This is a genomic window from Pseudomonas sp. 5P_5.1_Bac1 (assembly GCF_025466015.1).
Classification (GTDB): domain Bacteria; phylum Pseudomonadota; class Gammaproteobacteria; order Pseudomonadales; family Pseudomonadaceae; genus Aquipseudomonas.
The window spans coordinates 1-21,521 of the sequence record NZ_JANLNX010000050.1 but is presented as its reverse complement, the minus strand read 5'-3'; the positions used below and the strand labels follow the sequence as shown (position 1 = coordinate 21,521).

The 21,521-nt window shown below is 61.7% G+C and carries 19 protein-coding genes, 1 tRNA gene and 2 CRISPR repeat arrays; of the genes, 12 read left to right on the top strand and 8 right to left on the bottom strand.

Annotation, left to right across the window (positions count from 1 at the left end):
* Positions 1–5 precede the first annotated feature (5 nt).
* From NTD82_RS09825 to NTD82_RS09785, 9 genes are all read left to right on the top strand, one after another.
* Positions 6–90: transfer RNA gene (locus NTD82_RS09825), tRNA-Leu, on the top strand.
* A gap of 152 nt (positions 91–242) precedes the next feature.
* A CRISPR array of direct repeats spans positions 243–1,352; the repeat unit is 28 nt; unit sequence TTTCTGAGCTGCCTACACGGCAGTGAAC.
* Positions 1,353–1,631: 279 nt separating this feature from the next.
* The gene (gene cas1f / locus NTD82_RS09820) at positions 1,632–2,609 is read left to right on the top strand and encodes a type I-F CRISPR-associated endonuclease Cas1f (RefSeq protein ID WP_262128638.1); all 978 of its coding nucleotides are present in this window, start codon (positions 1,632–1,634) and stop codon (positions 2,607–2,609) included.
* Positions 2,606–6,025: a type I-F CRISPR-associated helicase Cas3f gene (gene cas3f, locus NTD82_RS09815; protein ID WP_262128637.1), complete on the top strand. Its 3,420-nt coding sequence runs from the start codon at positions 2,606–2,608 to the stop codon at positions 6,023–6,025. Before cas1f ends, cas3f begins: the two co-directional genes overlap by 4 nt.
* A 67-nt stretch (positions 6,026–6,092) precedes the next feature.
* Positions 6,093–7,433, top strand: coding sequence for a type I-F CRISPR-associated protein Csy1 (gene csy1, locus NTD82_RS09810; protein ID WP_262128635.1), 1,341 nt, complete (start codon positions 6,093–6,095; stop codon positions 7,431–7,433).
* Positions 7,426–8,418 (top strand): type I-F CRISPR-associated protein Csy2, encoded by a 993-nt coding sequence (gene csy2, locus NTD82_RS09805; protein WP_262128634.1) that lies wholly within the window; start codon positions 7,426–7,428, stop codon positions 8,416–8,418. Before csy1 ends, csy2 begins: the two co-directional genes overlap by 8 nt.
* A gap of 32 nt (positions 8,419–8,450) precedes the next feature.
* Positions 8,451–9,473, top strand: coding sequence for a type I-F CRISPR-associated protein Csy3 (gene csy3, locus NTD82_RS09800; protein ID WP_262128633.1), 1,023 nt, complete (start codon positions 8,451–8,453; stop codon positions 9,471–9,473).
* A 4-nt stretch (positions 9,474–9,477) separates the two neighbouring features.
* Positions 9,478–10,041 (top strand): type I-F CRISPR-associated endoribonuclease Cas6/Csy4, encoded by a 564-nt coding sequence (gene cas6f / locus NTD82_RS09795; protein ID WP_262128632.1) that lies wholly within the window; start codon positions 9,478–9,480, stop codon positions 10,039–10,041.
* A 128-nt stretch (positions 10,042–10,169) separates the two neighbouring features.
* Positions 10,170–11,577: a CRISPR direct-repeat array (repeat unit 28 nt; unit sequence GTTCACTGCCGTGTAGGCAGCTCAGAAA).
* Positions 11,578–12,019: 442 nt separating this feature from the next.
* Complete coding sequence (locus NTD82_RS09790) at positions 12,020–12,262, top strand: hypothetical protein (protein WP_262128631.1); 243 nt, start codon at positions 12,020–12,022, stop codon at positions 12,260–12,262.
* Positions 12,263–12,544: 282 nt separating this feature from the next.
* The gene (locus NTD82_RS09785) at positions 12,545–12,928 is read left to right on the top strand and encodes an aegerolysin family protein (protein WP_262128630.1); all 384 of its coding nucleotides are present in this window, start codon (positions 12,545–12,547) and stop codon (positions 12,926–12,928) included.
* 93 nt (positions 12,929–13,021) lie between these two features.
* Here NTD82_RS09785 and NTD82_RS09780 read toward each other — a convergent pair whose 3' ends face one another.
* From NTD82_RS09780 to NTD82_RS09770, 3 genes are all read right to left on the bottom strand, one after another.
* Complete coding sequence (locus tag NTD82_RS09780; protein WP_262128629.1) at positions 13,022–15,424, bottom strand: TonB-dependent siderophore receptor; 2,403 nt, start codon at positions 15,422–15,424, stop codon at positions 13,022–13,024.
* A 105-nt stretch (positions 15,425–15,529) separates the two neighbouring features.
* Complete coding sequence (locus tag NTD82_RS09775) at positions 15,530–16,441, bottom strand: FecR domain-containing protein (protein ID WP_262128628.1); 912 nt, start codon at positions 16,439–16,441, stop codon at positions 15,530–15,532.
* Positions 16,438–16,953, bottom strand: a complete 516-nt coding sequence (locus NTD82_RS09770; RefSeq protein WP_262128627.1) for a sigma-70 family RNA polymerase sigma factor — start codon at positions 16,951–16,953, stop codon at positions 16,438–16,440. Before NTD82_RS09770 ends, NTD82_RS09775 begins: the two co-directional genes overlap by 4 nt.
* A 212-nt stretch (positions 16,954–17,165) precedes the next feature.
* On the opposite strand from NTD82_RS09770, the gene NTD82_RS09765 reads away from it, so the two are divergent.
* A complete protein-coding gene (locus tag NTD82_RS09765; RefSeq protein ID WP_262128626.1) occupies positions 17,166–17,885 on the top strand; it encodes an SDR family NAD(P)-dependent oxidoreductase in 720 nt (239 codons plus the stop codon).
* Here NTD82_RS09765 and NTD82_RS09760 read toward each other — a convergent pair.
* Together NTD82_RS09760 and NTD82_RS09755 are read right to left on the bottom strand one after the other, a co-directional pair.
* Positions 17,826–18,344, bottom strand: a complete 519-nt coding sequence (locus NTD82_RS09760; RefSeq protein WP_262128625.1) for a sterol desaturase family protein — start codon at positions 18,342–18,344, stop codon at positions 17,826–17,828. The two genes, NTD82_RS09765 and NTD82_RS09760, sit on opposite strands and share 60 nt — an antisense overlap.
* 125 nt (positions 18,345–18,469) lie before the next feature.
* Entirely contained in the window at positions 18,470–18,640 is a 171-nt protein-coding gene (locus NTD82_RS09755; RefSeq protein WP_262128624.1) for a hypothetical protein, read from the bottom strand.
* Between the two features lie 161 nt (positions 18,641–18,801).
* Between NTD82_RS09755 and NTD82_RS09750 the strand changes: the two genes are divergently transcribed.
* Positions 18,802–19,206 carry a RidA family protein gene (locus NTD82_RS09750; RefSeq protein WP_262128623.1) on the top strand — a complete coding sequence of 135 codons (405 nt, stop codon included), beginning with the start codon at positions 18,802–18,804 and terminating at the stop codon, positions 19,204–19,206.
* A gap of 81 nt (positions 19,207–19,287) precedes the next feature.
* On the opposite strand, the gene NTD82_RS09745 is transcribed toward NTD82_RS09750, so the two are convergent.
* A complete protein-coding gene (locus NTD82_RS09745; RefSeq protein ID WP_262128622.1) occupies positions 19,288–19,659 on the bottom strand; it encodes a lysozyme inhibitor LprI family protein in 372 nt (123 codons plus the stop codon).
* 37 nt (positions 19,660–19,696) lie between these two features.
* A complete protein-coding gene (locus NTD82_RS09740) occupies positions 19,697–20,614 on the bottom strand; it encodes a LysR family transcriptional regulator (protein ID WP_262128621.1) in 918 nt (305 codons plus the stop codon).
* Between the two features lie 95 nt (positions 20,615–20,709).
* Between NTD82_RS09740 and NTD82_RS09735 the strand changes: the two genes are divergently transcribed.
* Positions 20,710–21,189 carry a DMT family transporter gene (locus tag NTD82_RS09735; protein ID WP_262128620.1) on the top strand — a complete coding sequence of 160 codons (480 nt, stop codon included), beginning with the start codon at positions 20,710–20,712 and terminating at the stop codon, positions 21,187–21,189.
* Between the two features lie 121 nt (positions 21,190–21,310).
* Here the strand turns inward: NTD82_RS09735 and NTD82_RS09730 are convergent.
* Positions 21,311–21,521 (bottom strand): autotransporter outer membrane beta-barrel domain-containing protein (locus tag NTD82_RS09730; protein WP_262128618.1); only part of this gene is annotated, 211 nt, incomplete at its 5' end.

Sequence of the window (21,521 nt, the reverse complement as noted above, 5' to 3'; positions counted from 1 at the left end):
CACAAGCCCTGATGGCGGAATTGGTAGACGCGGCGGATTCAAAATCCGTTTTCGAAAGGAGTGGGAGTTCGAGTCTCCCTCGGGGCACCAAAATCCAGAAAAAACCGACTTTTTAGTCGGTTTTTTTGTGCCTGGAAGAAAAGGATCGCGCCGCGCTTTCTGTAGGAGCTGGCTTGCCTGCGATGGAGCGCGGAGCGGTCCCGGCGTTTGAACTCGAATGCTTTATGTATAACCGCCTACGCTTTCTGGGCTGCCTACACGGCAGTGAACCAGTTATCCGGCGGACGAGGGTCGTGGTCGGATTTCTGAGCTGCCTACACGGCAGTGAACCAGGTCCGCCAGCTTGTTGAAGCGGCGAGTCATTTCTGAGCTGCCTACACGGCAGTGAACCCCACGTTTGACGGCGGGGCTTGGAGCACCTTTTTCTGAGCTGCCTACACGGCAGTGAACCGACGTTCTCACGCCGGTCCAGGACCAGCAGTTTTCTGAGCTGCCTACACGGCAGTGAACTCGAAGTTGCGCATGCGCGTCACGGTTGGCCATTTCTGAGCTGCCTACACGGCAGTGAACGCGACGAACCAGCAGACGACCGCGTCGCGCCTTTTCTGAGCTGCCTACACGGCAGTGAACAGAGCTTCCCGATAGCATTCTGATTCCTGGTATTTCTGAGCTGCCTACACGGCAGTGAACATCATCCCGCGCCGGATCTCGGTGCGGATCGGTTTTCTGAGCTGCCTACACGGCAGTGAACACGTGGCCACGGGTGACGCGGCGAAACTCATCTTTCTGAGCTGCCTACACGGCAGTGAACTGCGGATCGCGACGCAGCCGCAGGTTGATGACTTTCTGAGCTGCCTACACGGCAGTGAACAGCAAGTCAGCCAAGCAGTCGTCGACCTCGATTTTCTGAGCTGCCTACACGGCAGTGAACAACTGGAGGAAGGCGACGAACTCTACTACGACTTTCTGAGCTGCCTACACGGCAGTGAACGAGCGTCCAGGCGTTGAAGCGATCCGGGTTGCTTTTCTGAGCTGCCTACACGGCAGTGAACCACGGCCGAGGAGGACGCGGCACTGCGCTTGTTTTCTGAGCTGCCTACACGGCAGTGAACGCAATCGCCGCGAAAGTCGTCCAGGCTACCGATTTCTGAGCTGCCTACACGGCAGTGAACGGCTGCGAGCAATCCACCTTCAGGCCGTCGCGTTTCTGAGCTGCCTACACGGCAGTGAACCTTGTGAGTTTGCGCAGTCGCTCAACCTTGCTTTTCTGAGCTGCCTACACGGCAGTGAACAACAAGTGTTGTACCGAAGGTCGAGAACTCAGTTTCTGAGCTGCCTACACGGCAGTGAACTAGAAAGAAAACCACCCAGCCTCATGATCCAAAACACAAAAGACTCCAAAAACCCCTTCTGACCCTATTTCCCACGCCTTTTGTAACCCCTTGATTTACAAGCACCTCAAACCAACGTCAAAAAAAGGGTCGCCTTCAGCCTCTCAAGGCAGCCGAAGTTTGCTCCTTCCCCGCCCCCACAGCCACCCAAACATACCGCAACAAAAATACCGGCATTTAGCCATCCACTGGGCTATAACTGCGCTTTGCCAATGAGCCGATGAGGAAACCGGTTTCACCATGGAAGGCATCAATTCATCCGACCTCAAGACCATCCTGCACTCCAAGCGAGCCAACCTCTATTACCTCCAGCACTGCCGCGTGCTGGTCAACGGCGGTAGGGTCGAGTACGTCACTGACGCAGGCAAGCAGTCGCTGTACTGGAATATTCCCATCGCCAACACCACCACCATCCTGCTTGGTACCGGAACCTCGGTTACCCAGGCGGCCATGCGTGAACTGGCGAGGGCCGGAGTGCTGGTAGGGTTTTGCGGTGGTGGCGGGACGCCGTTGTTCAGTGCCAATGAAGTGGATATCGATATCGCCTGGTTCTCCCCGCAAAGTGAATACCGCCCTACCGAATATCTACAACGCTGGGTGTCTTTCTGGTTCGACGAAGGACAACGCCTCGCGGCCGCCAAAGCCGTCCAGCGATTGCGCCTGGCGCATATACGCCAACAATGGCTGAAAAGGGCATCGCTTGAGAAAGGCAAGTTCCAGATCGACAGTTCGACCCTGAACGATGTCCTTGAGCAATCGCTTTCCAACCTGGAACATGCCCCCAATCATGAGCATCTGCTGACCGAAGAAGCCCGCCTCACCAAGCGCTTGTTCAAACTGGCCTCCACCGCAACCGGTTACGGAGATTTCGGCAGAGCAAAGCGCGGCAGCGGCGGCGATCCAGCCAACCGCTTTCTCGACCACGGTAATTACCTCGCCTACGGTCTCGCGGCCACGGCAACCTGGGTGCTCGGCTTGCCTCACGGGCTGGCGGTCCTCCACGGCAAGACCCGCCGTGGCGGGCTGGTATTCGATGTCGCTGATCTGGTCAAGGATGGCCTTATCTTGCCGCAAGCCTTTATCTCGGCCATGCGCGGCGATGACGAGCAAGCGTTTCGTCAGGCCTGCATCGAGAACCTGACGCGAAGCGAAGCACTGGATTTCATGATCGACAGCCTCAAGGACATCGCGGAGCAACTGGGGACTTCGATCACTTGAACATCCTGTTGATTTGCCAGTGCGACAAACGCGCACTGGTGGAAACCCGTCGTATCCTCGACCAGTTCGCCGAACGACGCGGTGAACGCACCTGGCAAACGCCAATCACCCAGGCAGGCCTGGACACTCTGCGCCGCCTGCTGAAAAAGACCGCGCGACGCAACACCGCCGTCGCTTGTCATTGGATCAGGGGCCTGGACCACAGTGAGCTGCTGTGGATCGTTGGCGATGCCAGCCGCTTCAATCAACAAGGCGCAGTGCCGACCAACAGTAGCCGACGCGACGTCTTGCGCAAAAACGATGAAAACGACTGGCATACCGCTGAAGACATTCGCCTATTGACACAAATGGCTGCACTGCTCCATGACCTGGGCAAAGCCAGCGTGGCCTTTCAAGCCCGACTGAAACCGGGCCCGGTTGAACGAAATCTCTACCGCCACGAATGGGTGTCGCTGCGTTTATTCCTGGCGTTCGTCGGGCAGGACGATGATGCGGGCTGGCTACATCGCCTGGCCGCGGCAAGCGCGCAACACGACGCGCTCTGGCTGGCGGCCGAACGCTTCAAGCGAGACGGTCTGGATAGCGATGTTCCGCCCCCCTTCAAACAACTTCCGCCACTGGCAGCGGCCATCGCCTGGCTGGTGGTCAGCCATCACCGCTTACCAACGCTCCCCGCCGAAGACGGGGGCCGGTCAGGCGGCAAGCTCAGGTTCGGGCAACGCTCGAAGACCTTCAATCCGGGCATGCTGGTCAATATTCTGGAAGGCATCACCCACCAGTGGAACGAACTCGACAACACCGCGACGAGTGCGGAGATCACGCCTTACTGGCAATTCGATCAGCCACTGCCGGTGATACTGCCCAAGTGGCGCACCCAGGCGGCCAAAATTGCTGAGCGCCTGCTAGAGCTTCAGCGCAAACCGGGAAAAGGCGAGTGGCTGGCCAATCCTTATGTCATGCATCTGTCGCGGCTCAGCCTGATGCTCGCAGACCATCACTATTCGAGCCTCGGCCCGGGCGATGGTCGTCGGATAAAAGGCGACCTGGGATACTCGGTCTTTGCCAACACTCACTCCGACGGTGCCCTCAAACAGCCGCTGGATGAGCACCTGCTGGGCGTGGCGCGAATGAGCGCCAGCATTGTCCACGGCCTGCCAGGGTTCGAACGCCACCTGCCCCGCCTCGTGGGTCATCGGGGCCTGCGCAAACGTAGCGAGGACACGCGCTTTCGCTGGCAGGACAAAGCCGCGGATGCAGCAGCCAGCTTGCGCGGAAACTCCGCCGAACAGGGCACCTTCATCATCAACATGGCTTCGACCGGTTGCGGCAAAACACTCGCCAACGCCCGCATCATGAACGCCTTGGCCGAGCCGGAACTGGGACTGCGCTGCACCTTCGCACTCGGTCTGCGCACCCTGACCCGACAGACCGGGGAAAGCTACCGCAAGGACCTGCACCTGAATGAGGACGATCTGGCACTTCAGGTCGGCGGCTCCGCCAGTCAGGAGCTGTTCAACTTCTATCAGGCTCAGGCGGAAGCCACCGGCTCAGCCTCTACCCAAGCCCTGCTGGAGGAAGACGGTCATGTGCTGTACGAAGGCAACACCAGCCAGCACGGATTGCTGGGCAAAGCGATGGATAACCCGGAGATTCGCCGACTGCTGAGCGCCCCCCTGCTGGTGTGCACCCTCGATCACCTGATGCCCGCCACCGAGGCACAGCGCGCCGGGCGCCAGATTGCGCCGATGCTGCGCCTGATGAGCAGCGACCTGGTGCTGGATGAACTGGATGATTTCGACCTGCCGGACTTACCCGCGCTCACCCGGCTGGTGCACTGGAGCGGCCTGCTGGGAACCCGCGTGCTGATCTCGTCGGCCACTCTCCCGCCAGCGCTTGTGGATGGCATGTTCCAGGCATATCGCGCCGGACGACAACACTACCGGCGCAATCGAGGCAAACCGTTCGGCACCGACGCCGTCGTGGACCCCATTCCCTGCCTGTGGCTGGACGAGTTCGGCACGCATCAAGTCGATTGCGCTGACGCTACGGATCTCATCGAGCAGCACAACCGCTTCGTCGACAAACGCGTGACTGCGCTGAAAGCCACTCCGCCACGGCGACGCGGTGAGATCCTCCCGCTGAACCTGTCGTCCAAGCGCAAAGACCAGCTTCCCGGCGAGTTCGCCGCACAGGTTCGCGAAGCGATGCAACGGGCCCACGCCAGGCATGCGAGCCGGTGTCCGTATAGCGGCAAGCGCGTCAGTTTCGGCTTGGTGCGCATGGCCAATATCGAGCCCTTGTTCGACGTTGCACTTGCCCTGTTCCAGTTGGGTGCGGCGGAGAACCAGCGTATCCACCTGTGCGTTTATCACTCGCGTTTTCCACAACTGCTGCGTTCGGCCATCGAGGCACGGCTCGACCGCACCCTCAACCGCCGACGCGAAAACGCGATCTTTGCCCAACCGGAAGTCCGTGACGCACTGGCAGCTCATCCCGAGCAAGACCACCTGTTTGTAGTGCTTGGTTCACCGGTCACCGAGGTGGGCCGCGATCATGATTACGACTGGGCCGTTGTCGAACCGTCTTCGATGCGCTCGCTCATCCAACTCGCAGGTCGGGTGCGGCGGCATCGTGACGAGCCCTGCGAAACGCCGAATGTTCTGGTCTTTGATACCAACCTGCGGCATTTCAGCAACCGGCTCGAGAATGGCCGACAGGGCAATCCGGCCTTTATCAAACCGGGGTTCGAGCATCCGAGTTCGGACAAAGGACATCCGTTTCGGCTGACCACCCATTTCCTCAACAAACTGCTGGAAGACGATGACATTGACGTCATCAGTGCTCGCGCACGTATCCAGGCGCCTTCTCGAACGGAGTGGAAACCCAAGGAACGCCTGGCGGACCTGGAACACGCGCGGCTGGCCGACCTGATGCTGCCGAAGGACCGTGTCCCCTGCGCGCCGCTGTCGCGCCGATCACCGCTGCGCCTCGATCTCGATGCCGCCTGCGCCTGGCAATTTCCTCAGGCCGCTCTGACCTGGGCGTTGCCCCAACAGCAGCCTTTTCGTGAGAGCGGCGCGCCGGAAGAAGATTTGCTGTTTCTTCCGGATGAATACCAAGACCGGCTCGTGCTGCACCGCATTCATGAGCCCAATCGGCACCATCGGGACAAGGCCTACCTGGCGTGTCCGGAAAAACTCGATGAGGTTGATCTGGAAAGGAACCTGGGACCACGAATCGCACCATGGGGAAAACAGCAGAACATGATGGGGTTGCTGGAAGAACTGGCCGACGAATTGGAGTTGCCGCTGGATACCTGTGCTGAGCGGTTTACTTCGGTGCGGGTTTACGAGAACGCGCTCGGATGGCGGTATCACCCGGTACTGGGATTCGCAAAGAAAGGAAACACTGCCTGAGTAAATGTCATCACTGAAAGCACGTCGTTAATACGACGCTTCGCAGCTACTTAAATGGACTGATGAGATGAAAGAAGGACCCGAATCAATACCCCGCACTACCCTCTTCCGCACCACCATCGCCAGCTTCATCACGGAACGTAAGGAAGCCAAGCTCAAGGGTGCGGAAACCGACGACGCCCCCCCCGCCGCCGCCAAATATGACTACGTCACCTGGCTCGCGGATGCCGCGCGACGGGTTTCGCAGATCCAGGCGGTCACTCATGCCCTCAAAGCCACTCACCCCGACGCCCGCGGCACCAGTTTGCATGTCGAACCCTCATCGCTGGTTCAGCATGAAGAGGTCGGCAGCCACGAACTGGGCAACCACTACGCGACCGACATCGTCGGCAACGCCGCCGCGCTGGACGTCTACAAGTTTCTCAAGGTCGAAGTGGAAGGCCGGCAATTGCTGGAGTGGTTCCGCGAAAACGACCCCGACCTGCTTACGGCCCTGCACGAGAATGCCGAGACCGCCAACGAATGGGCCGACGCCTTCAAAAATCTGATCCGGCCCGGCGAGCGCATCAGCACCCATGAGATGGCCAAGCAGGTGTACTGGAGTGTCTCCGGCGACCCGGCTGACGACGCCGGTTTTCATCTTTTGCAGCCGCTGTTCCCTAGCAGCCTGATGCACGCGGTGCATCTGGATATAAACGATGCACGCTTCGGTGAACGCAACAAAATCGCACGCCAGGCCTGGCGCGATAAAGCTCACCACTCAGACACCTACCGCGACTACCGCGAACTGGTCGCGCGCAAACTCGGCGGCACCAAACCGCAGAACATCAGCCAGCTCAACAGTGATCGCGGCGGCGTCAACTATCTGCTGGGCTCCTTGCCACCGACCTGGGGAAATGGCTCACGCAATCCGCTACTGACGGTCGACTCGGCCTTCAGAGTCTTCCGCCGCTTCGATGGCGTAAGCACTCAGCTAAAAGCGCTCTGCACGCATCTGGAAAGCAACCCGGAACCCACCCAGGAAACCCGCCTCAAGCGTGAACGTATCGAACGAGCGCTGGGCCGTTCGCTGGCGGCGTTCGGCCAAGGTATTCGCAATCAGTTCACTGCTGGCTGGACGGCCGACAGCACTTGCGAATTGCCACTTTGCCAACAGCTTTGGCTCGATCCTCAACGCGGGCAACTCGCACCCCGACAAGGCTGCGAAGAAGAAGACCAGGCCTTCGCCCACTCGACGGATCGCGGCGACTGGACGAGCGAGGTAGCCAAACAATTTGGCCTCTGGCTGAACGACATTCTGAGAAAGCGCGGCCTGCCCGTCAGCCATACCGAGCACACGCATTGGGCCGGTTTGGCAGCAACCTACCTCACCCCGCTCGCCCGGGACCTGGAGGCACAACATGGATGATTTTCCCGGTTTCGATCACCTGCTGATCGTTCCGCGACTGCGTGTACAAAACGCCAATGCCATTTCCAGCCCTCTGACTCATGGCTTCCCGGCGATCACTGCCTTTCTGGGGCTGATGTGGGCGCTGGAGCGCAAGGCAAGGGAGGCCGACATCGACCTGCAATTCAACGCCGTCGCGGTGGTGGCTCATGATCACCAGGAGCAGGTGACTGACAGCACGTTCGTCAAAGCCTTCCGGCTGACGCGCAACCCGAACAACAAAGACGGCAAACCCGCCGCCATCGTCGAAGAAGGGCGCATCCATCTGGACATCAGCCTGATCTTTGCGGTGCAAGGTCCCGCACTTTCGGCGGACCCCGATCACAACGCCGGGTTGGCCCGGCAAGTTCATGACCTGCTGCTGCAAATGCGCATCGCCGGTGGCAGCGTTATTACGCCCATCGCGAACGGTGCGAGGCACATGCCCTACCTGCTCGCCCTCACCGGCAACGACGAAGACCGCCAGGCACTCTTCGCCTCCAGCATGTGGCGCCTGCTTCCGGGCTTCGTACTGGTTGAACGTACCGACCTGCTGCAACAGCGTCACACCGAGCTGTTGGCCCTCGACCCGGAAGCCTCTCGCCTCGACGCCTGGCTATCGCTCTCGCGTATCAACTGGCGCGCGCCGCAATCCGACGAAGACGATAAGCCCATAGAGAAACAGCCCTGGCTCAATGACCGCCAGGACCTCGGCTGGATTGCGCCGATCCCCATCGGCTACGGCGCCTTGAGCGAACTCCAGGCACCGGGGTCCGTCACCAATGCCCGCGACGGCAGTACACCGTTCCGGCTTGTGGAAAGCCTCTACAGCATCGGTCAATGGATCAGCCCGCATCGGCTGCGCGCGGTGGAAGACCTGCTGTGGTACGCCGAATCCGATACCGAACGCGGGCTGTACCGCTGTCGCAACCGCTACCAACCCGAAACCGACTACAGCTTCGACTGACCTGCCAGACACTTCATAAAAAGGATTTGCATATGAGTAACGACAGTCTGAAAACCGCATCCGTCCTGGCCTTCGAGCGCAAGCTCGATCCATCCGACGCGGTGTTCCATGCCGGTGACTGGCAAACCCGCGATGCCTGGACCGCCATCGCCATTCGCGAAAAATCGGTACGCGGCACCATCTCCAACCGCCTGAAAACCAAGGACCTCGACCCGGCCAAACTCGACGCCGCCATCGAGAATCCCAACCTGCAAACCGTTGACGTCGCCACCCTGCCTCACGACGCCGATACCCTTCGGGTCAGCTTCACCCTCCGCGTACTGGGCGGCACCGGACAACCGTCGGCCTGCAACGACGCCGACTACCGACGCAAGCTCCTCGCCACCGTGAAGAGCTATGTGGAAACCAACGGGTTCAACGAACTGGCGCGCCGCTATGCCTACAACCTCGCCAACGGCCGCTTCCTCTGGCGCAACCGTATCGGCGCCGAGCAGGTCGAGGTGCAGGTCGAGCACCTGACCAATGGGCAAGCCGCCAAGTCGTGGACTTTCGACGGGTTCGCCCTTTCTCTGCGCAACTTTGACAACGCCGGCAACCAGACCACCGCGCTGGACGACCTGGGTCAACTGATCGCCAACGGACTGGTGGGCGAACAGCATGTGCTGCTGCGGGTGACCGCCTATGTCCGGTTGGGTGCCGGGCAGGAAGTATTCCCGTCGCAGGAGCTGATTCTGGACCGCGGCCGGGGCGACAAGAGCAAGACGCTGTACGACATCAACGGCATCGCCGGCATCCACGCGCAGAAAATCGGCAACGCCATTCGCAGCATCGACACCTGGTACTCGGAAGCCGAGGTCAACGGCCCCATCGCCGTCGAACCCTATGGCTCGGTCACGACCCAGGGCAAAGCCTACCGGCAGCCACGCCAGACCAAGGACGACTTCTACACACTGCTCGACGGCTGGGTGCTCAAGGACAAGGTTCCGGAAATCGGCCAACAACACTTCGTGATCGCCACCCTCATTCGCGGCGGTGTATTCGGTGAGGCGGGCTAACGCCATGGACCGTTATCTCGACCTCAAATTGCGGCCTGATCCCGAGTTCCCGGCAACCCTGCTGATGAATGCGCTGCTAGCCAAGCTGCACCGGGCGCTGCACGACCTGCGTCGCGACGATATCGGCATCAGCTTTCCCGCTATCGCCCACACGCCCCGTAACCTTGGCGTGCATTTGCGCATTCACGGCAGCGAGCAGGCGCTGTCCAGTTTGCTGGCGCTCAACTGGCTGACCGGCATGCGCGACCACGTCGACCTTAGCGAAACACAAGCGGTGCCGGACACCGCCAGGCACCGCACGGTCAGCCGCGTACAAGTGGACAGCAACCCGGAACGTGCTCGCCGCCGCCTGATCAAGCGTCACGGCATCAGTGCAGAAGAAGCCAGACAGCGCATTCCCGACAGTGCCGGAAAACGTACCAACCTGCCCTTTGCCCAGTTGCGCAGCAACGGCGGCGGGCAGGCGTTTCTCCTGTTCATTCAGCACGGGCCGCTGCTCGATGTGCCGCAGCGGGGCACGTTCAGCGGGTATGGCTTGAGCAGTACGTCGACGGTGCCCTGGTTCTGACCCTTTTTTCAGGAGGTTTGAGAGCCTTCGTAAAATCAATGAGTTACGTAAGGCTCTCAAAAAAGGGTTTTGGCTGGATTTTGGGTGGTTCTTGTTTGAGGACAAGGGGTTATGGGGGAGTTGCTCTAGTTCACTGCCGTGTAGGCAGCTCAGAAATACACAAACAACCCGATGCCTACTTCGGTAGCGTTCACTGCCGTGTAGGCAGCTCAGAAATGCTGAAACTGCCGGACTTCGGTCCAGTCAGCGTTCACTGCCGTGTAGGCAGCTCAGAAAATCCGCGCGTTATGGGCTATTGAAGCGCTGATGTTCACTGCCGTGTAGGCAGCTCAGAAAAACGGGTGCCAGCAGGCAGCTCGACTCGGTGCGTTCACTGCCGTGTAGGCAGCTCAGAAAAGGCAGAACCGTGAGCTGGGTTCATCCAGGCCGTTCACTGCCGTGTAGGCAGCTCAGAAAAGGCAGAACCGTGAGCTGGGTTCATCCAGGCCGTTCACTGCCGTGTAGGCAGCTCAGAAATCAAGCTCAACGATAGCGCTTTCAGTATGCGCGTTCACTGCCGTGTAGGCAGCTCAGAAAGATCCGAGTCGGTGGCGATGGCTTCACGCCAAGTTCACTGCCGTGTAGGCAGCTCAGAAAATCAGTTGTTCCCCGCAGAACATCCAGCGCATGTTCACTGCCGTGTAGGCAGCTCAGAAACTAATGCCGCGATACGGCAGCAGGCCGTTAGCGTTCACTGCCGTGTAGGCAGCTCAGAAAGGAAGCATCTCCAGCAGTTGCCGTTGAAACTGGTTCACTGCCGTGTAGGCAGCTCAGAAAGAGCAGGAAGCGAGTCAGGTCGACGCAGTCGCGTTCACTGCCGTGTAGGCAGCTCAGAAAAATGCCCAAGCCACGACACAAAAAGCCCCAAGGTTCACTGCCGTGTAGGCAGCTCAGAAATTGCGCGCCTGGCGACTCAAGCCCAGACCGATGTTCACTGCCGTGTAGGCAGCTCAGAAACGAGCGCGCTGACTTCACGACTTGCCGGAACAGTTCACTGCCGTGTAGGCAGCTCAGAAAAGATGGAACACCGGTAACCCTCGTCGCAGCAGGTTCACTGCCGTGTAGGCAGCTCAGAAAGTGTTGGAGTACATCAAAAAGAACAACCTGTTGTTCACTGCCGTGTAGGCAGCTCAGAAACATCCCGATTCCGGCACCGGCGCTTCGCTGAAGTTCACTGCCGTGTAGGCAGCTCAGAAAATCGGATTACCCCAAGGTGTCGCTAGAGTTGTGTTCACTGCCGTGTAAGCAGCTCAGAAAAGCACGCCGACGACCTTGGCGGGTTACGGGATGTTCACTGCCGTGTAGGCAGCTCAGAAAAAGGCGGCTGGCGGCACCACCTGGGCCGTAGCGTTCACTGCCGTGTAGGCAGCTCAGAAAAGTGCTGGGCCCGGTAACCGGAGCACCGATCCGTTCACTGCCGTGTAGGCAGCTCAGAAATGGGAGAGGTGCTGTAAATGTTCACTAACCGCGTTCACTGCCGTGTAGGCAGCTAAGAAAATGTCGCCGTCCTCCCAATCATAGAAATCCAAACTCACTGCCGGACAGGTAGTTTCAAACGCTTACTCCTAGATAGTTAGCGACCTGATCGAATTCGCATGACAGACACCGAACAATCAGCAGAAAACCGTCGAATAAAGCTACGAAACTTCCCCAATATCCGACTTTCTTGTAGGCAACTTCCCAAGCATACTCCCCGGCCCCGCCAGCTTGTTGCGCTCTGTGGAATCGGTGCCTAGTCTCCTCGGGTCGTTGCAAAATCAACGACCGGATTAGCAGTCCGAACACATAAGCGACCCGACAGCCCGTTATGGCGGCTGTGCGTGTGGGCACCTTCGGGTGCGCCGGGTTTCCTATGTCTCGGTCTGCTAACCCACGTACAGTCGCCACCCTTCGTTTAGCAGCGAATGTCGGTGACTCCCGTTCACATAGGAGTTCCACCATGAAAAAAATCGTCCCCGATCCCCCGCCCATTGTCTCCATCCGCCCCGGTGTCACCCATGAAGAGGCGGTCCGCCAGGCGGCGGAGTTCGTTCACAACGCTCACAAAAAAACCTCTCTCCTGCCCCGGCAACTCATCCCCGAACATCAGACGCTCCTGAGCGCGTCGATCCTGGAGATGGAGATTTGCCGCGCGTACCTGAAGATCGCGATGGCCGGGTCGGTGACCAGCATGCCCATCTGAACAGCCGCCGCAGGGGCATCGCCCCTGCGGTGTGGCCCAGTCTTGACTTTCTAAAAACGCTGCAATAGCCTCGAACTGATAGCCAAGAGCCATCACTCGCGCTCTGGCTTCACCTCCTGATGGATCAAGGAGGTTCACATGCCTGCTCAAGCCAAGGACCTGGCTGCATCTTCCCCTCCCCTGGCTAAAGCATCCCGAACCTTCCCATCAGGCGGCATCCAAAACGCGCGTTAACGTTGATAACCCCTTCCAACACCGTGTTGATAAAAAGGACTTACGCCAATGGCCGCAAGAAGCGTTGAAGTGTTTTTTGAAAACTATCTCGATTCCAACCTGAACCTGGTGCCGGACTCCCAGATCCTCGATCACGGGATTTGGATTACACCCCCGCCATTCAAAATCCCGAAGGCGCAATCAGGCGTACCGGGCAAGGGATCCTGGATCAGCGAGTCCGACGGCTTCGCCACCGGCACTGAAGGCTATTGCACCTACGCGTTCTACGACTCGGCCAGCGAAGAGGTCTTCTACATCAAGATCCACTGGAACAACCCTTTCGCCGGCAGCAACGGTTACGACATCGTTAGCAACAACGAGACGATCAATGTCTCTTACAGCGGCGGTGCGGGTGATAACGCGACGGTGACGTTCAAGGCCGTCAAACAGTAATACGGCGACTGCGCCGAGCCGTCAGAAAATAGCCGCGAACCATCGTTGCGCGGCTATTTTTTTCAGGGTGCCAAGCCCGTTCGAAGCGCTCGATCAGAACGAATACTTCACCCCCATCACCACATTCCTCGGCTCGCCATACACGCCGTTCTCGGTGATCGAGGCGTAGTACGAACGGTCGAAGAGGTTGTTCACGTGCAGGGTGGTTTCGATCTGCGGGGTGAGTTGGTAGCGGGCCATGGCGCTGGCGATCACGACGCTTTCCTGCACCGGGTAGCCCTCGCCTTCATAGCCGTAACGGCTCTTCCAGTTGAAGCCACCGCCCACCGTCAGTTTGTCCAGCGCGCCGGTCAGGCGATAGGTGGTGAAGGCTTTGACGTTGTGCCGCGGAACCCGGCTCATGGCGCGCTGGCCGTCGGCGTCTTCGCTGAGGCTGTAGGCGTAGCCGCCGGCGATGTTCCAGCCGTCGACGAGTTCGCCGTTGAGTTCCAGTTCCAGACCGCGGGTGGTGATGCCTTGCAACTGGCGATAGGCGCTGATGGTGCCGTCGTATTCGGCGACGTTGTCTTGTTCGACACGGAACAGTGCCAGCGACGCGATCAGCCGGCCGTCACGCAGGCCCGCCTTGATCCCCGCCTCGTAGGCCGAGCCCTCTTCCGGGTCCAGTGACTGGTTGTTGATGTCGCGCACCGAGCCGTTCTGCGGGTTGAAGATCTGGGTGTAGCTGCCGTACAGCGACCAGATGTCGTTGAGGTCGTAGACGAGCCCGCCGAACGGCACCACTACGCCGCTCTCCTTCTGGCTTTGCTTGCTGCGCCCGCCCGCGCTGGTGGTGGTCACGACATCGCTTTTCCAGTCCACCACCCGCGAGCCGAGGATCAGGTGCGTGGCGTCGGTGAGGTTGAAGCGCGAGGTGAGGTAGGCGCTGTACTGCTTCACGTCGGTGAAGGTTTTGCCGGAGCGTTTGAAGTCCGGGCGGTTGGCGCCGCTGCCGTCCCAGTCCCAGACATTGCCCAGGGTGCCGTCGTAGTTGCTGTTCCAGCTCCACAGCCAGCCGTAGTTGTCGGCGTGGCTGTGCAGGCTGGACCAGGCCCCGCCGACGACCAGTTCATGCTCGCGGCCGAACAGTGAGAACGGCCCGCTGAGGTAAGCGTCGAGGCTGTCCTGGCGGTCGGTCTGCACCCATTTGGCCGGGGCGATGGCGCTGCCCAGGCCCGTGGCGGGGTCGATGCCGCCGTACTGGTAATAGGAAATGGCGTCCTGGTCGTACAGCGCGTGGCTGATTTCCAGCTTGCCGGTCCAGCCGTTGTCGAACTGCTGATCGAGGCCGGCGAAGACGCTGGTTTCGCGGGTGTCGTAGAAGGTCCAGTCCGGCGCGTTGTTGTAGGAACGCGGCAGGTTGATGCGCTGGCCGTTGACGAAGTTGTCCCGGTAGTACAACGGCACGCCGCTGCGCAGGGGCTGTTCGTTGTCGTTGCGCTGGTGGGTGAAGCCGACGCTCAGCAGGGTCTGCTCGCTGAGGTCGAATTCGGTGACGTTATAGACCAGCGCCGAACGGCTCTGGTAGCGGTCGAGCCAACTGTTCTGGTCATCGACTTCGAGCACCAGCCGGCTGCGAATGTTGCCGGCATCGTTCAGCGGGCCGGACAGGTCGGCGCCGAGGCCGTAATGATCCCAGCTCCCCGCTTCGGCGCTGAGGCTGGCCTGCGGTGTGGCGGTCGGGCGCTTGCGCACCAGGTTGATGGCGGCGCCGGGGCTGCCCATTCCGCTCATCAGGCCGGTAGCGCCACGGATCACTTCAACGCGGTCGTACATCGCGGTCGAGGCGTTGAGGCTGTACAGCTTCGAGGCCGAGCGCGGCAGGCCGTCGACCTGGTAATTGGAGATCAGGAAGCCGCGGGAATACGGCTGGTCGAGGTCGGTGCCGATGCCCTGGTTGAAGCTGCTTACGCCGACGGTGGCTTCGAGCACTTCGTTGAGGCTGCCGAGTTTCTGGTCGTCCATGCGCTGGCGGGTGATGACGGTGATCGACTGTGGTGTTTCCTGCACGCTCAGGCCGAGTTTGGTGGCGGTGCGGGTGGGCTGGTTTGCCAGGTAGGTGCCGGTGGTTTCGCTGTCGCTGGCAAGGCCGCGGCCCTGGATGGTGGTGGCGCCCAGTTCGACGGCGTCGCCCTCGGCGGCCTTGACCAGCACATAGCGTTTTTCACCGACCTGGCGTACCTGCAAACCGGCCCCGGCGAGCAGGCGGGCGAAGCCTTGTTCCACCGAGAAATCACCCTGCAGGCCCGGCGAGCTGAGGCCGCCGGTATCGCCCGCGCTGAAGCTGATCATCACACCACTGGCAGCGGCAAACTGGCTGAGGGCGGTGCCCAGGTCGCCGGCCGCGATGGCGTAGTTCTGCGCCCAGGCGAAGGCCGGGGCCAGTGAGCCGGCCAGGCCCAGGGCGAGAACGGCACGGCGGACGCTGCGGGCGAGACGGTGGTGCTGAGGTGACATGAAGGGCTCCTGTTGGATGGCGGCGCGGACGTCGTATGCGTCCGTCCGGGATGGAGCCGGATCAGCGGCGGAGATCTGTTACCCCCCGGGGCGAAGTTTTTTCGATCAGGCCGCTTCGACCTTGACCCAGTAGCGGCTGAACTGGCGCAGCCGCACCGGCAGCGACAAGGTGAGGTTGGACAACACCGCCTCGGTGTCATCCAGGGTGAAGGCGCCGGACAGACGCAAACCCGCCACGTCCGGCGCGCAGCCAAGATAGCCGGGACGGTAGCGGCCGAGTTCGCCGAGAAAATCATCCAGGCGCCAGTTCACTGCGACCAGCATGCCGCGGGTCCAGGCCGACGCCGTGGGCGGCGAATCCTGCGGCTGGCCGAGGTGATCGGCGCTGAACAGCAGCGACTGTCCGGCCTCGACGCGGATCGTTTCGGACAGCAGCCGAGGTCGCACTTGCACCGCGTGGGCTTCGACGTTGACGCGGGTCTGGTGCTCGTCCAGGCGCACGCTGAAACGGGTGCCGAGCGCCTCGACGCTGCCATCGGAGGTCCAGACCCGCAGCGGGCGTGGGTCCTTGCCGGTTTCCAGGCAGATTTCTCCGCGACGCAGGCTGATCGCCCGGTGTTCGCTGTCGAAATGCACGTCCACCTGGGTGTCGGTGTTGAGATCGAGACGGGTGCCGTCGGCCAAGGTGACCTGACGGCGCTCGCCGACGCGGGTGGCGTAGTCGGCGCTCAGCGGCGAATGACGGTAGCCCTGCCAGCTCACCGCGCCCGCCCCCAGCAGCAACGCCAGCAGTTTCACCGCGCGGCGGCGCTGCTCGCGGGCCGATTCGAGGGTGCGGCCCATGCCGGCCGGCACCCGGCCGAGCTGGCTCTGCAATTGCTCGACCCGCGCCCACGCCTGCGCATGCAGTGGGTCCGCCGCGAGCCACGCCTGCCAACCGGCCTGGGTGGCGGGGTTGGCACTGCTGTCGTTGAGCTTGACGTACCAGTCCACCGCCTGGATGAGCACCGCTTTCATGCCGGCTCCAGCAGCAGGCAATGCAGCATCGCCTTGGCCAGGTGCTTGCGCACCGTACTGACCGAGACGCCCACCCGCTCGGCGGTCTTTTCGTAGCTCAAGCCATCGATCTGGACGGCGAGAAAGACCGCCCGGGTCCTTGCGCCGAGGCCGTCGAGCAGGCGGTCCACCGCCAGCAGGCACTCGATCACCATGGCCCGGGTTTCCGCCGAGGGGGCGTATTGCTCGGGCTGCGCGGCCAGGGTCTGCAACCACGCCTGCTCCAGCGAGCGACGGCGATAGAGGTCGATCAACATGCCGCGGGCGACGGTGGCGAGGTAGTGACGCGGCTCGCGCAGCGACTCGGCACTGCGCGCCAGCATCACCCGGATGAACGTGTCATGGGCCAGGTCGGCGGCGTCGGCCTGGTTGTTCAGGCGCTGCCGCAACCAGCCTCGCAGCCAGCCGTGATGCTCCCGGTACAAGGTCTCCACACCCGGGTGCGTCGGCGGTCCACCGGCCAGCGTTGACATAGGCTCTCCAAGAAAAAGCGAATAGGAATTCTTCTCAATTCTAATAGGAAGAATTCCGCTTGGGAATCCGCCTGTTTCAAGGTCAGGGCATAACTCATTGCCGGCGAGGGTGTGGACCGGGTCCTCGAATGGAACACATTCAGAAACACCCAGCCCTTTGCTATCACCTCGCCGGTCTGCTTGCATGCCCCGGCCAACACAGGAGTGATGCGATGAAAACCATGGTAGTAGGCGCCAGCAAGGGCCTGGGCAAGGCGTTGATGGACGGACTGGGCGAGCACGGCGATACCCTGATCGGTGTGTCGCGTAGTCGCCCTTCGGCACTGGAACCGCGCGACGGCGTGGACGTGCAGTGGATCGAAGCGGACCTGGGTGATCCGCTCACTGCGGTCGGTAAGATCGCGCAACAGGCGGCTGAAACCGGGCTGGACACGCTGATCTACAACCTCGGCATCTGGGAGGACCGCGCCTTTGACGACAGCTACGACTTCCTCACCGACGACGATGACCAGTTGCAGGCCATCGTCAGTTGCAATGTCACCGCGCCGATCCTGTTGATCAAGCGCCTGTTGCCGGTGCTGCTGCGCAGCGACAGGCCGCGGATCATCCTCACCGGCTCGACCTCGGGCCTGACCCAGAGCGGTCGTCCGGAAGTGACCTTCGGCGCCAGCAAGTTCGCCTTGCGTGGCATGGCCGACGAGCTGCGCGAGGGGTATCGCGATCAGCGCCTCGGGGTGACGTGCCTGAACCTCGGTTACCTCAACACCGCCGACCCGCTGAGCACCCCGCGCGAGCAGGCCGCGCAACGCGGCGGCGGCGAGCAGATCCCGGTGCATGACGTGGTGCAGGTGGTGCGGATGGCGCTGAGCCTGTCAGCCGCGAGCTTCGTCAAGGAAATCACCTTGCCGGCCATCCTCGACCCGCGCTTCTGAGTCGCGCATCTCACGCAACTGGCGCTTGAGCTCATGCACCGGCGGCGCGTAGAGAAAGCCGAACGACACGCTGTTGCGCCGCCCTTTCACCGCGTGGTGCATCAGGTGCGCCTGGTACAGCCGCCGCAAGTACGGGTGGCGCGGCTTCGGTCTTGCCGGCCAGTGGCGGTGGACAACACCGTCGTGAATCACCACATACAGAACGCCGAATGCCGCCACTCCGGCGCCGATCCACTGCAACGGGTCGTGGCCGGCATTGCCCAGCACGATCAGGGTGATCGCCACCAGCGCGAGGACCAGCAGGTAGACGTCGTTGGTTTCCACCACGCCCAGGTGCGGCTCATGGTGCGAACGGTGCAGAAACCAGCCCCAGCCGTGCATCACGTATTTGTGGGCGAGGAAGCCGACACCCTCCATGGCGATCAGGGTGCAGAGGAAGATGGCGAAGTGGACGATCATGAAGAGCCGACGTCGGGGAAAAAGATGGGCGCCAGATTAGGGGAAGTGGCGGTGGGAATCCATGGTGGAGTGGTCGGACTGACGGACGTTGAAGTGCGGAGATGAACCAGCAGAGGTTGGTTCAATCACTCCGGTCGATCTGTCTCCGAACGAGGCGCCATGGGCCAGCTGTCTGGGATACGCCACTCAAAATTGCTGAAGAACTCTTTATCCAATTGAGGAATGTCGCTGGTGTCGATGTCCTCATCGCCCATGTTTTTCACGCGTTCCCAGTCAGTTTCCGAAGTGGTTGTCATGGTGCTCGTCTTCTCTCTTGGCGAATGTGCATAAACCGTAGCCGCGTCGGAGCAGCCCCGCCCGGGACAATTGGCATCGAAATGTTTCCCCCACTCCCTGCTTGACCTCCACCTAAGTCGAGGTTTGATACTCGCCCGCACTTTTCCCAAGGAGTGTCGCCATGACTGGTGTTTTCCAGCTTTCCAACCCCGAAGGCCTGTACGACCCGAGCGCCAATGCCTATTCCCATGTGGCGGAGGTTCAGGGCGGTTCGCGGTTGTTGTTCCTTGCCGGACAAGGCGGTGAGGATGCGAGCGGAACGTTGTCGCCGTTCTTCGCCGAGCAGGCGCGGCAGGCGCTGGAGAATGTGAAGACGGCGCTGGCGTCGAAGGGCGCGGGGATCGAGAACGTGTTCAAGCTGACGCTGTTGATTGTCGATCACTCTGAGCAGCGGTTGCAGGAGTGGGTGGCGGAGGCGGACCGGGCGTGGGGCGGGCATATGAAGCCGACGTGTACGCTGATTCCGGTGCCGAGGTTGGCGTTGGAAGGGATGTTGGTGGAGGTTGAGGCGGTGGCTGCGGTTTAGTCGGTTGCCTGGGGCCGCTCACGATCCTGTAGGAGCGGCCTTTAGCCGCGCCTACAGGTTCTGCGCCAAACCGCTCTCCCCTCACGTCTGCGGCAATTTCTCCAACTCATCCGCCCGCTGCCGGGTCATGTCGAGTTCGCAACCCGCACCATTGAGCAGGTCGATGGTGCCGCCGGTGAGGGTGTAGTACACACCGCAGTTGGCGTCGCGGTATTTCACCCATTGGCGCTGGGCGTCGCGCAGTTTTTCTTGCTGGGGTTGTTCAAGGCTGGCCATGGCCGCTTTGTAGGCGGCGTTCAGGCGGGTGTCCTGGCGTTTGTATTCGGCGCCGCTGCAGTCATTCATGTCGGCCGTGGTGTTGGCGGTTTTCATGCACTGGCTGTAGGTGTCGGCCTGGGCCATCTGGCTGCCCATCAGCAGGGCCAGGGCGGCAAGGTGGATTCTCGGGTTCATCGGCAAACTCCATGTCGTGGTGAACGGGCTGGCTATCTTACGCGGTGTCGGGCTCCAGCAGGCACGCTTGCATCACGCGGCCCCGAAGCCAGCGGTGCGCGGCGTCGCCTTCGCGGCGTTCGTGCCAGGCCTGCTGGAAGTTGAAGGCGCGAATCGGCAGCGGCGGTTCGAAGCAACGCAGCCCGCTCAGTGACAGGCGCCCCGCCAGGCTGCGGCGGGCGACGGTGAGCAGCAGGTCAGTGCCGGCGATGACTTCGGTCGCTGCGGTCCAGTGGGGCAAGGCCAGGGCGACGCGGCGCTGTTCGCCAAGGGCGGCCAGGGCCAGGTCGATTTCGTTGTCGGCTCCGGGCCGCACCGCCACCAGCACATGGGGCCGCGCCAGCCATTGCGGCAAGGTCAGCCCGCCACGGGGCGGAAGGCTGTCGCGGTCGGCCAGGCAGGCGAAGCGCTCTTCGAACAGGGTTTCGGCCCGCAATGGCGCGGCCAGCGTGGGGAATACCCCCAACGCCAGGTCGATCTCGCCGTCGAACAGTTGACTGAGCATCGCCTCGCGGCTGCCTTGGGTCACCACCAGATCGACCTCCGGCGCGTCCTCGCGCAGGCCACGCATCAGCCGCGGCAACACCACCCGCGCGCCGTAATCCGACATCGCCAGACGAAAGCTGCGCCGCGCCCGCGTCGGGTCGAAGCCGGGACTGCTGAGCAGGCCATCGAGTTGTTGCAGCGCGTCTTGCAGCGGCTGGGTTAACTCCAGCGCGCGGGCGGTGGGTTGCAGGCGGCCGCCACGGCGCACCAGCAGCGGGTCGGCGAAAATCTCCCGCAGCTGCGCCAGCGCATGGCTCACCGCCGGCTGGCTGCGGTGCAGGCGCAAGGCGGCGCGGGAGACGTGCTGTTCAGCCAGCAAGGCGTGCAGGGTCAGCAGCAGGTTGAGGTCGATACGGCGCAGATCATCCATCAGGCGAATAGCCCCTGTGCGGAATTCGAATTTCCATCCAGTGAATGGATAACCAAGACTGCCTTATGCCTACCGCGTGAATCAAGGAGTCCGCCATGAACCCGAGTTTTTCTCCCGCCGTCGTTCTGTTGCCGTTGATCGCCCTGCTGGCGGGTGCCGCCGTGCCGTTTCAGGCCGGCAGTAATGCCGCGCTGGGCCGCCTGTTGGGGCATCCGTTGTGGGCGACGCTGGTGTCGTTGTCGGTGAGTGTGCTGATGGTGCTGCCGGCGTTGTGGCTGATGCGCGCCCCCGCGCCGCAAGTCGCCGCGCTGGCACAGGCACCGTGGTGGGCGTGGTTCGGCGGCGTGGCCGGGATGGCCTATATCACCGCGGCGCTGATCCTGACGCCACGCCTGGGTGCGGCGGGATTCATCGTGTGCGTGGTGGCCGGCCAGGTGCTGTCGTCGCTGGCGATCGATCAGTGGGGGTTGATGGGGCTGCCGGAGCGCCCGGTGAACCTGCTGCGCTTGCTCGGGGTGGGGTTGATCGTGGCGGGAATGTTGGTGGTGCAGTGGGGGACGGCGTCGAGCCGGTAGGCTCGAGCGCCGGGTTTTGTGGTGTTGCTGCTGACCTCATCGCCGGCAAGACCGGCTCCCACAGTGTGGGCATGCGCCGTACCTGTGGGAGTTGGCTTGCCAGCGATTGGGGCCGGCTGGGTCAGAAGCCCATGCTGAAGCTCACAGTCACCGCATGGTCCCGGTTATCGCTGGACAATTGTCCCGAATAACCAACACCCAGCTTGCCCGCTGCGCCAACACTCACATCCAGCCCCGCCTCGACCACCGCCGCATCCTTGGCGATCGGTACGCCTTGGGTGCTGAACGCGGCGCCGCCGTCGACAAAGCGCAGATCAGCATCCGGCGTGGTA

Coding starts and splice junctions, on each gene's coding strand:
- cas6f (WP_262128632.1), top strand. CDS start 9,478: ATGGACCGTTATCTCGACCTCAAATTGCGGCCTGATCCCGAGTTCCCG.
- cas1f (WP_262128638.1), top strand. CDS start 1,632: ATGGAAGGCATCAATTCATCCGACCTCAAGACCATCCTGCACTCCAAG.
- NTD82_RS09755 (WP_262128624.1), bottom strand. CDS start 18,640: ATGACAACCACTTCGGAAACTGACTGGGAACGCGTGAAAAACATGGGC.
- NTD82_RS09735 (WP_262128620.1), top strand. CDS start 20,710: ATGAACCCGAGTTTTTCTCCCGCCGTCGTTCTGTTGCCGTTGATCGCC.
- csy1 (WP_262128635.1), top strand. CDS start 6,093: ATGAAAGAAGGACCCGAATCAATACCCCGCACTACCCTCTTCCGCACC.
- NTD82_RS09775 (WP_262128628.1), bottom strand. CDS start 16,441: ATGAAAGCGGTGCTCATCCAGGCGGTGGACTGGTACGTCAAGCTCAAC.
- NTD82_RS09765 (WP_262128626.1), top strand. CDS start 17,166: ATGAAAACCATGGTAGTAGGCGCCAGCAAGGGCCTGGGCAAGGCGTTG.
- NTD82_RS09760 (WP_262128625.1), bottom strand. CDS start 18,344: ATGATCGTCCACTTCGCCATCTTCCTCTGCACCCTGATCGCCATGGAG.
- NTD82_RS09745 (WP_262128622.1), bottom strand. CDS start 19,659: ATGAACCCGAGAATCCACCTTGCCGCCCTGGCCCTGCTGATGGGCAGC.
- NTD82_RS09750 (WP_262128623.1), top strand. CDS start 18,802: ATGACTGGTGTTTTCCAGCTTTCCAACCCCGAAGGCCTGTACGACCCG.
- NTD82_RS09785 (WP_262128630.1), top strand. CDS start 12,545: ATGGCCGCAAGAAGCGTTGAAGTGTTTTTTGAAAACTATCTCGATTCC.
- NTD82_RS09740 (WP_262128621.1), bottom strand. CDS start 20,614: ATGGATGATCTGCGCCGTATCGACCTCAACCTGCTGCTGACCCTGCAC.
- csy3 (WP_262128633.1), top strand. CDS start 8,451: ATGAGTAACGACAGTCTGAAAACCGCATCCGTCCTGGCCTTCGAGCGC.
- NTD82_RS09780 (WP_262128629.1), bottom strand. CDS start 15,424: ATGTCACCTCAGCACCACCGTCTCGCCCGCAGCGTCCGCCGTGCCGTT.
- csy2 (WP_262128634.1), top strand. CDS start 7,426: ATGGATGATTTTCCCGGTTTCGATCACCTGCTGATCGTTCCGCGACTG.
- NTD82_RS09790 (WP_262128631.1), top strand. CDS start 12,020: ATGAAAAAAATCGTCCCCGATCCCCCGCCCATTGTCTCCATCCGCCCC.
- NTD82_RS09770 (WP_262128627.1), bottom strand. CDS start 16,953: ATGTCAACGCTGGCCGGTGGACCGCCGACGCACCCGGGTGTGGAGACC.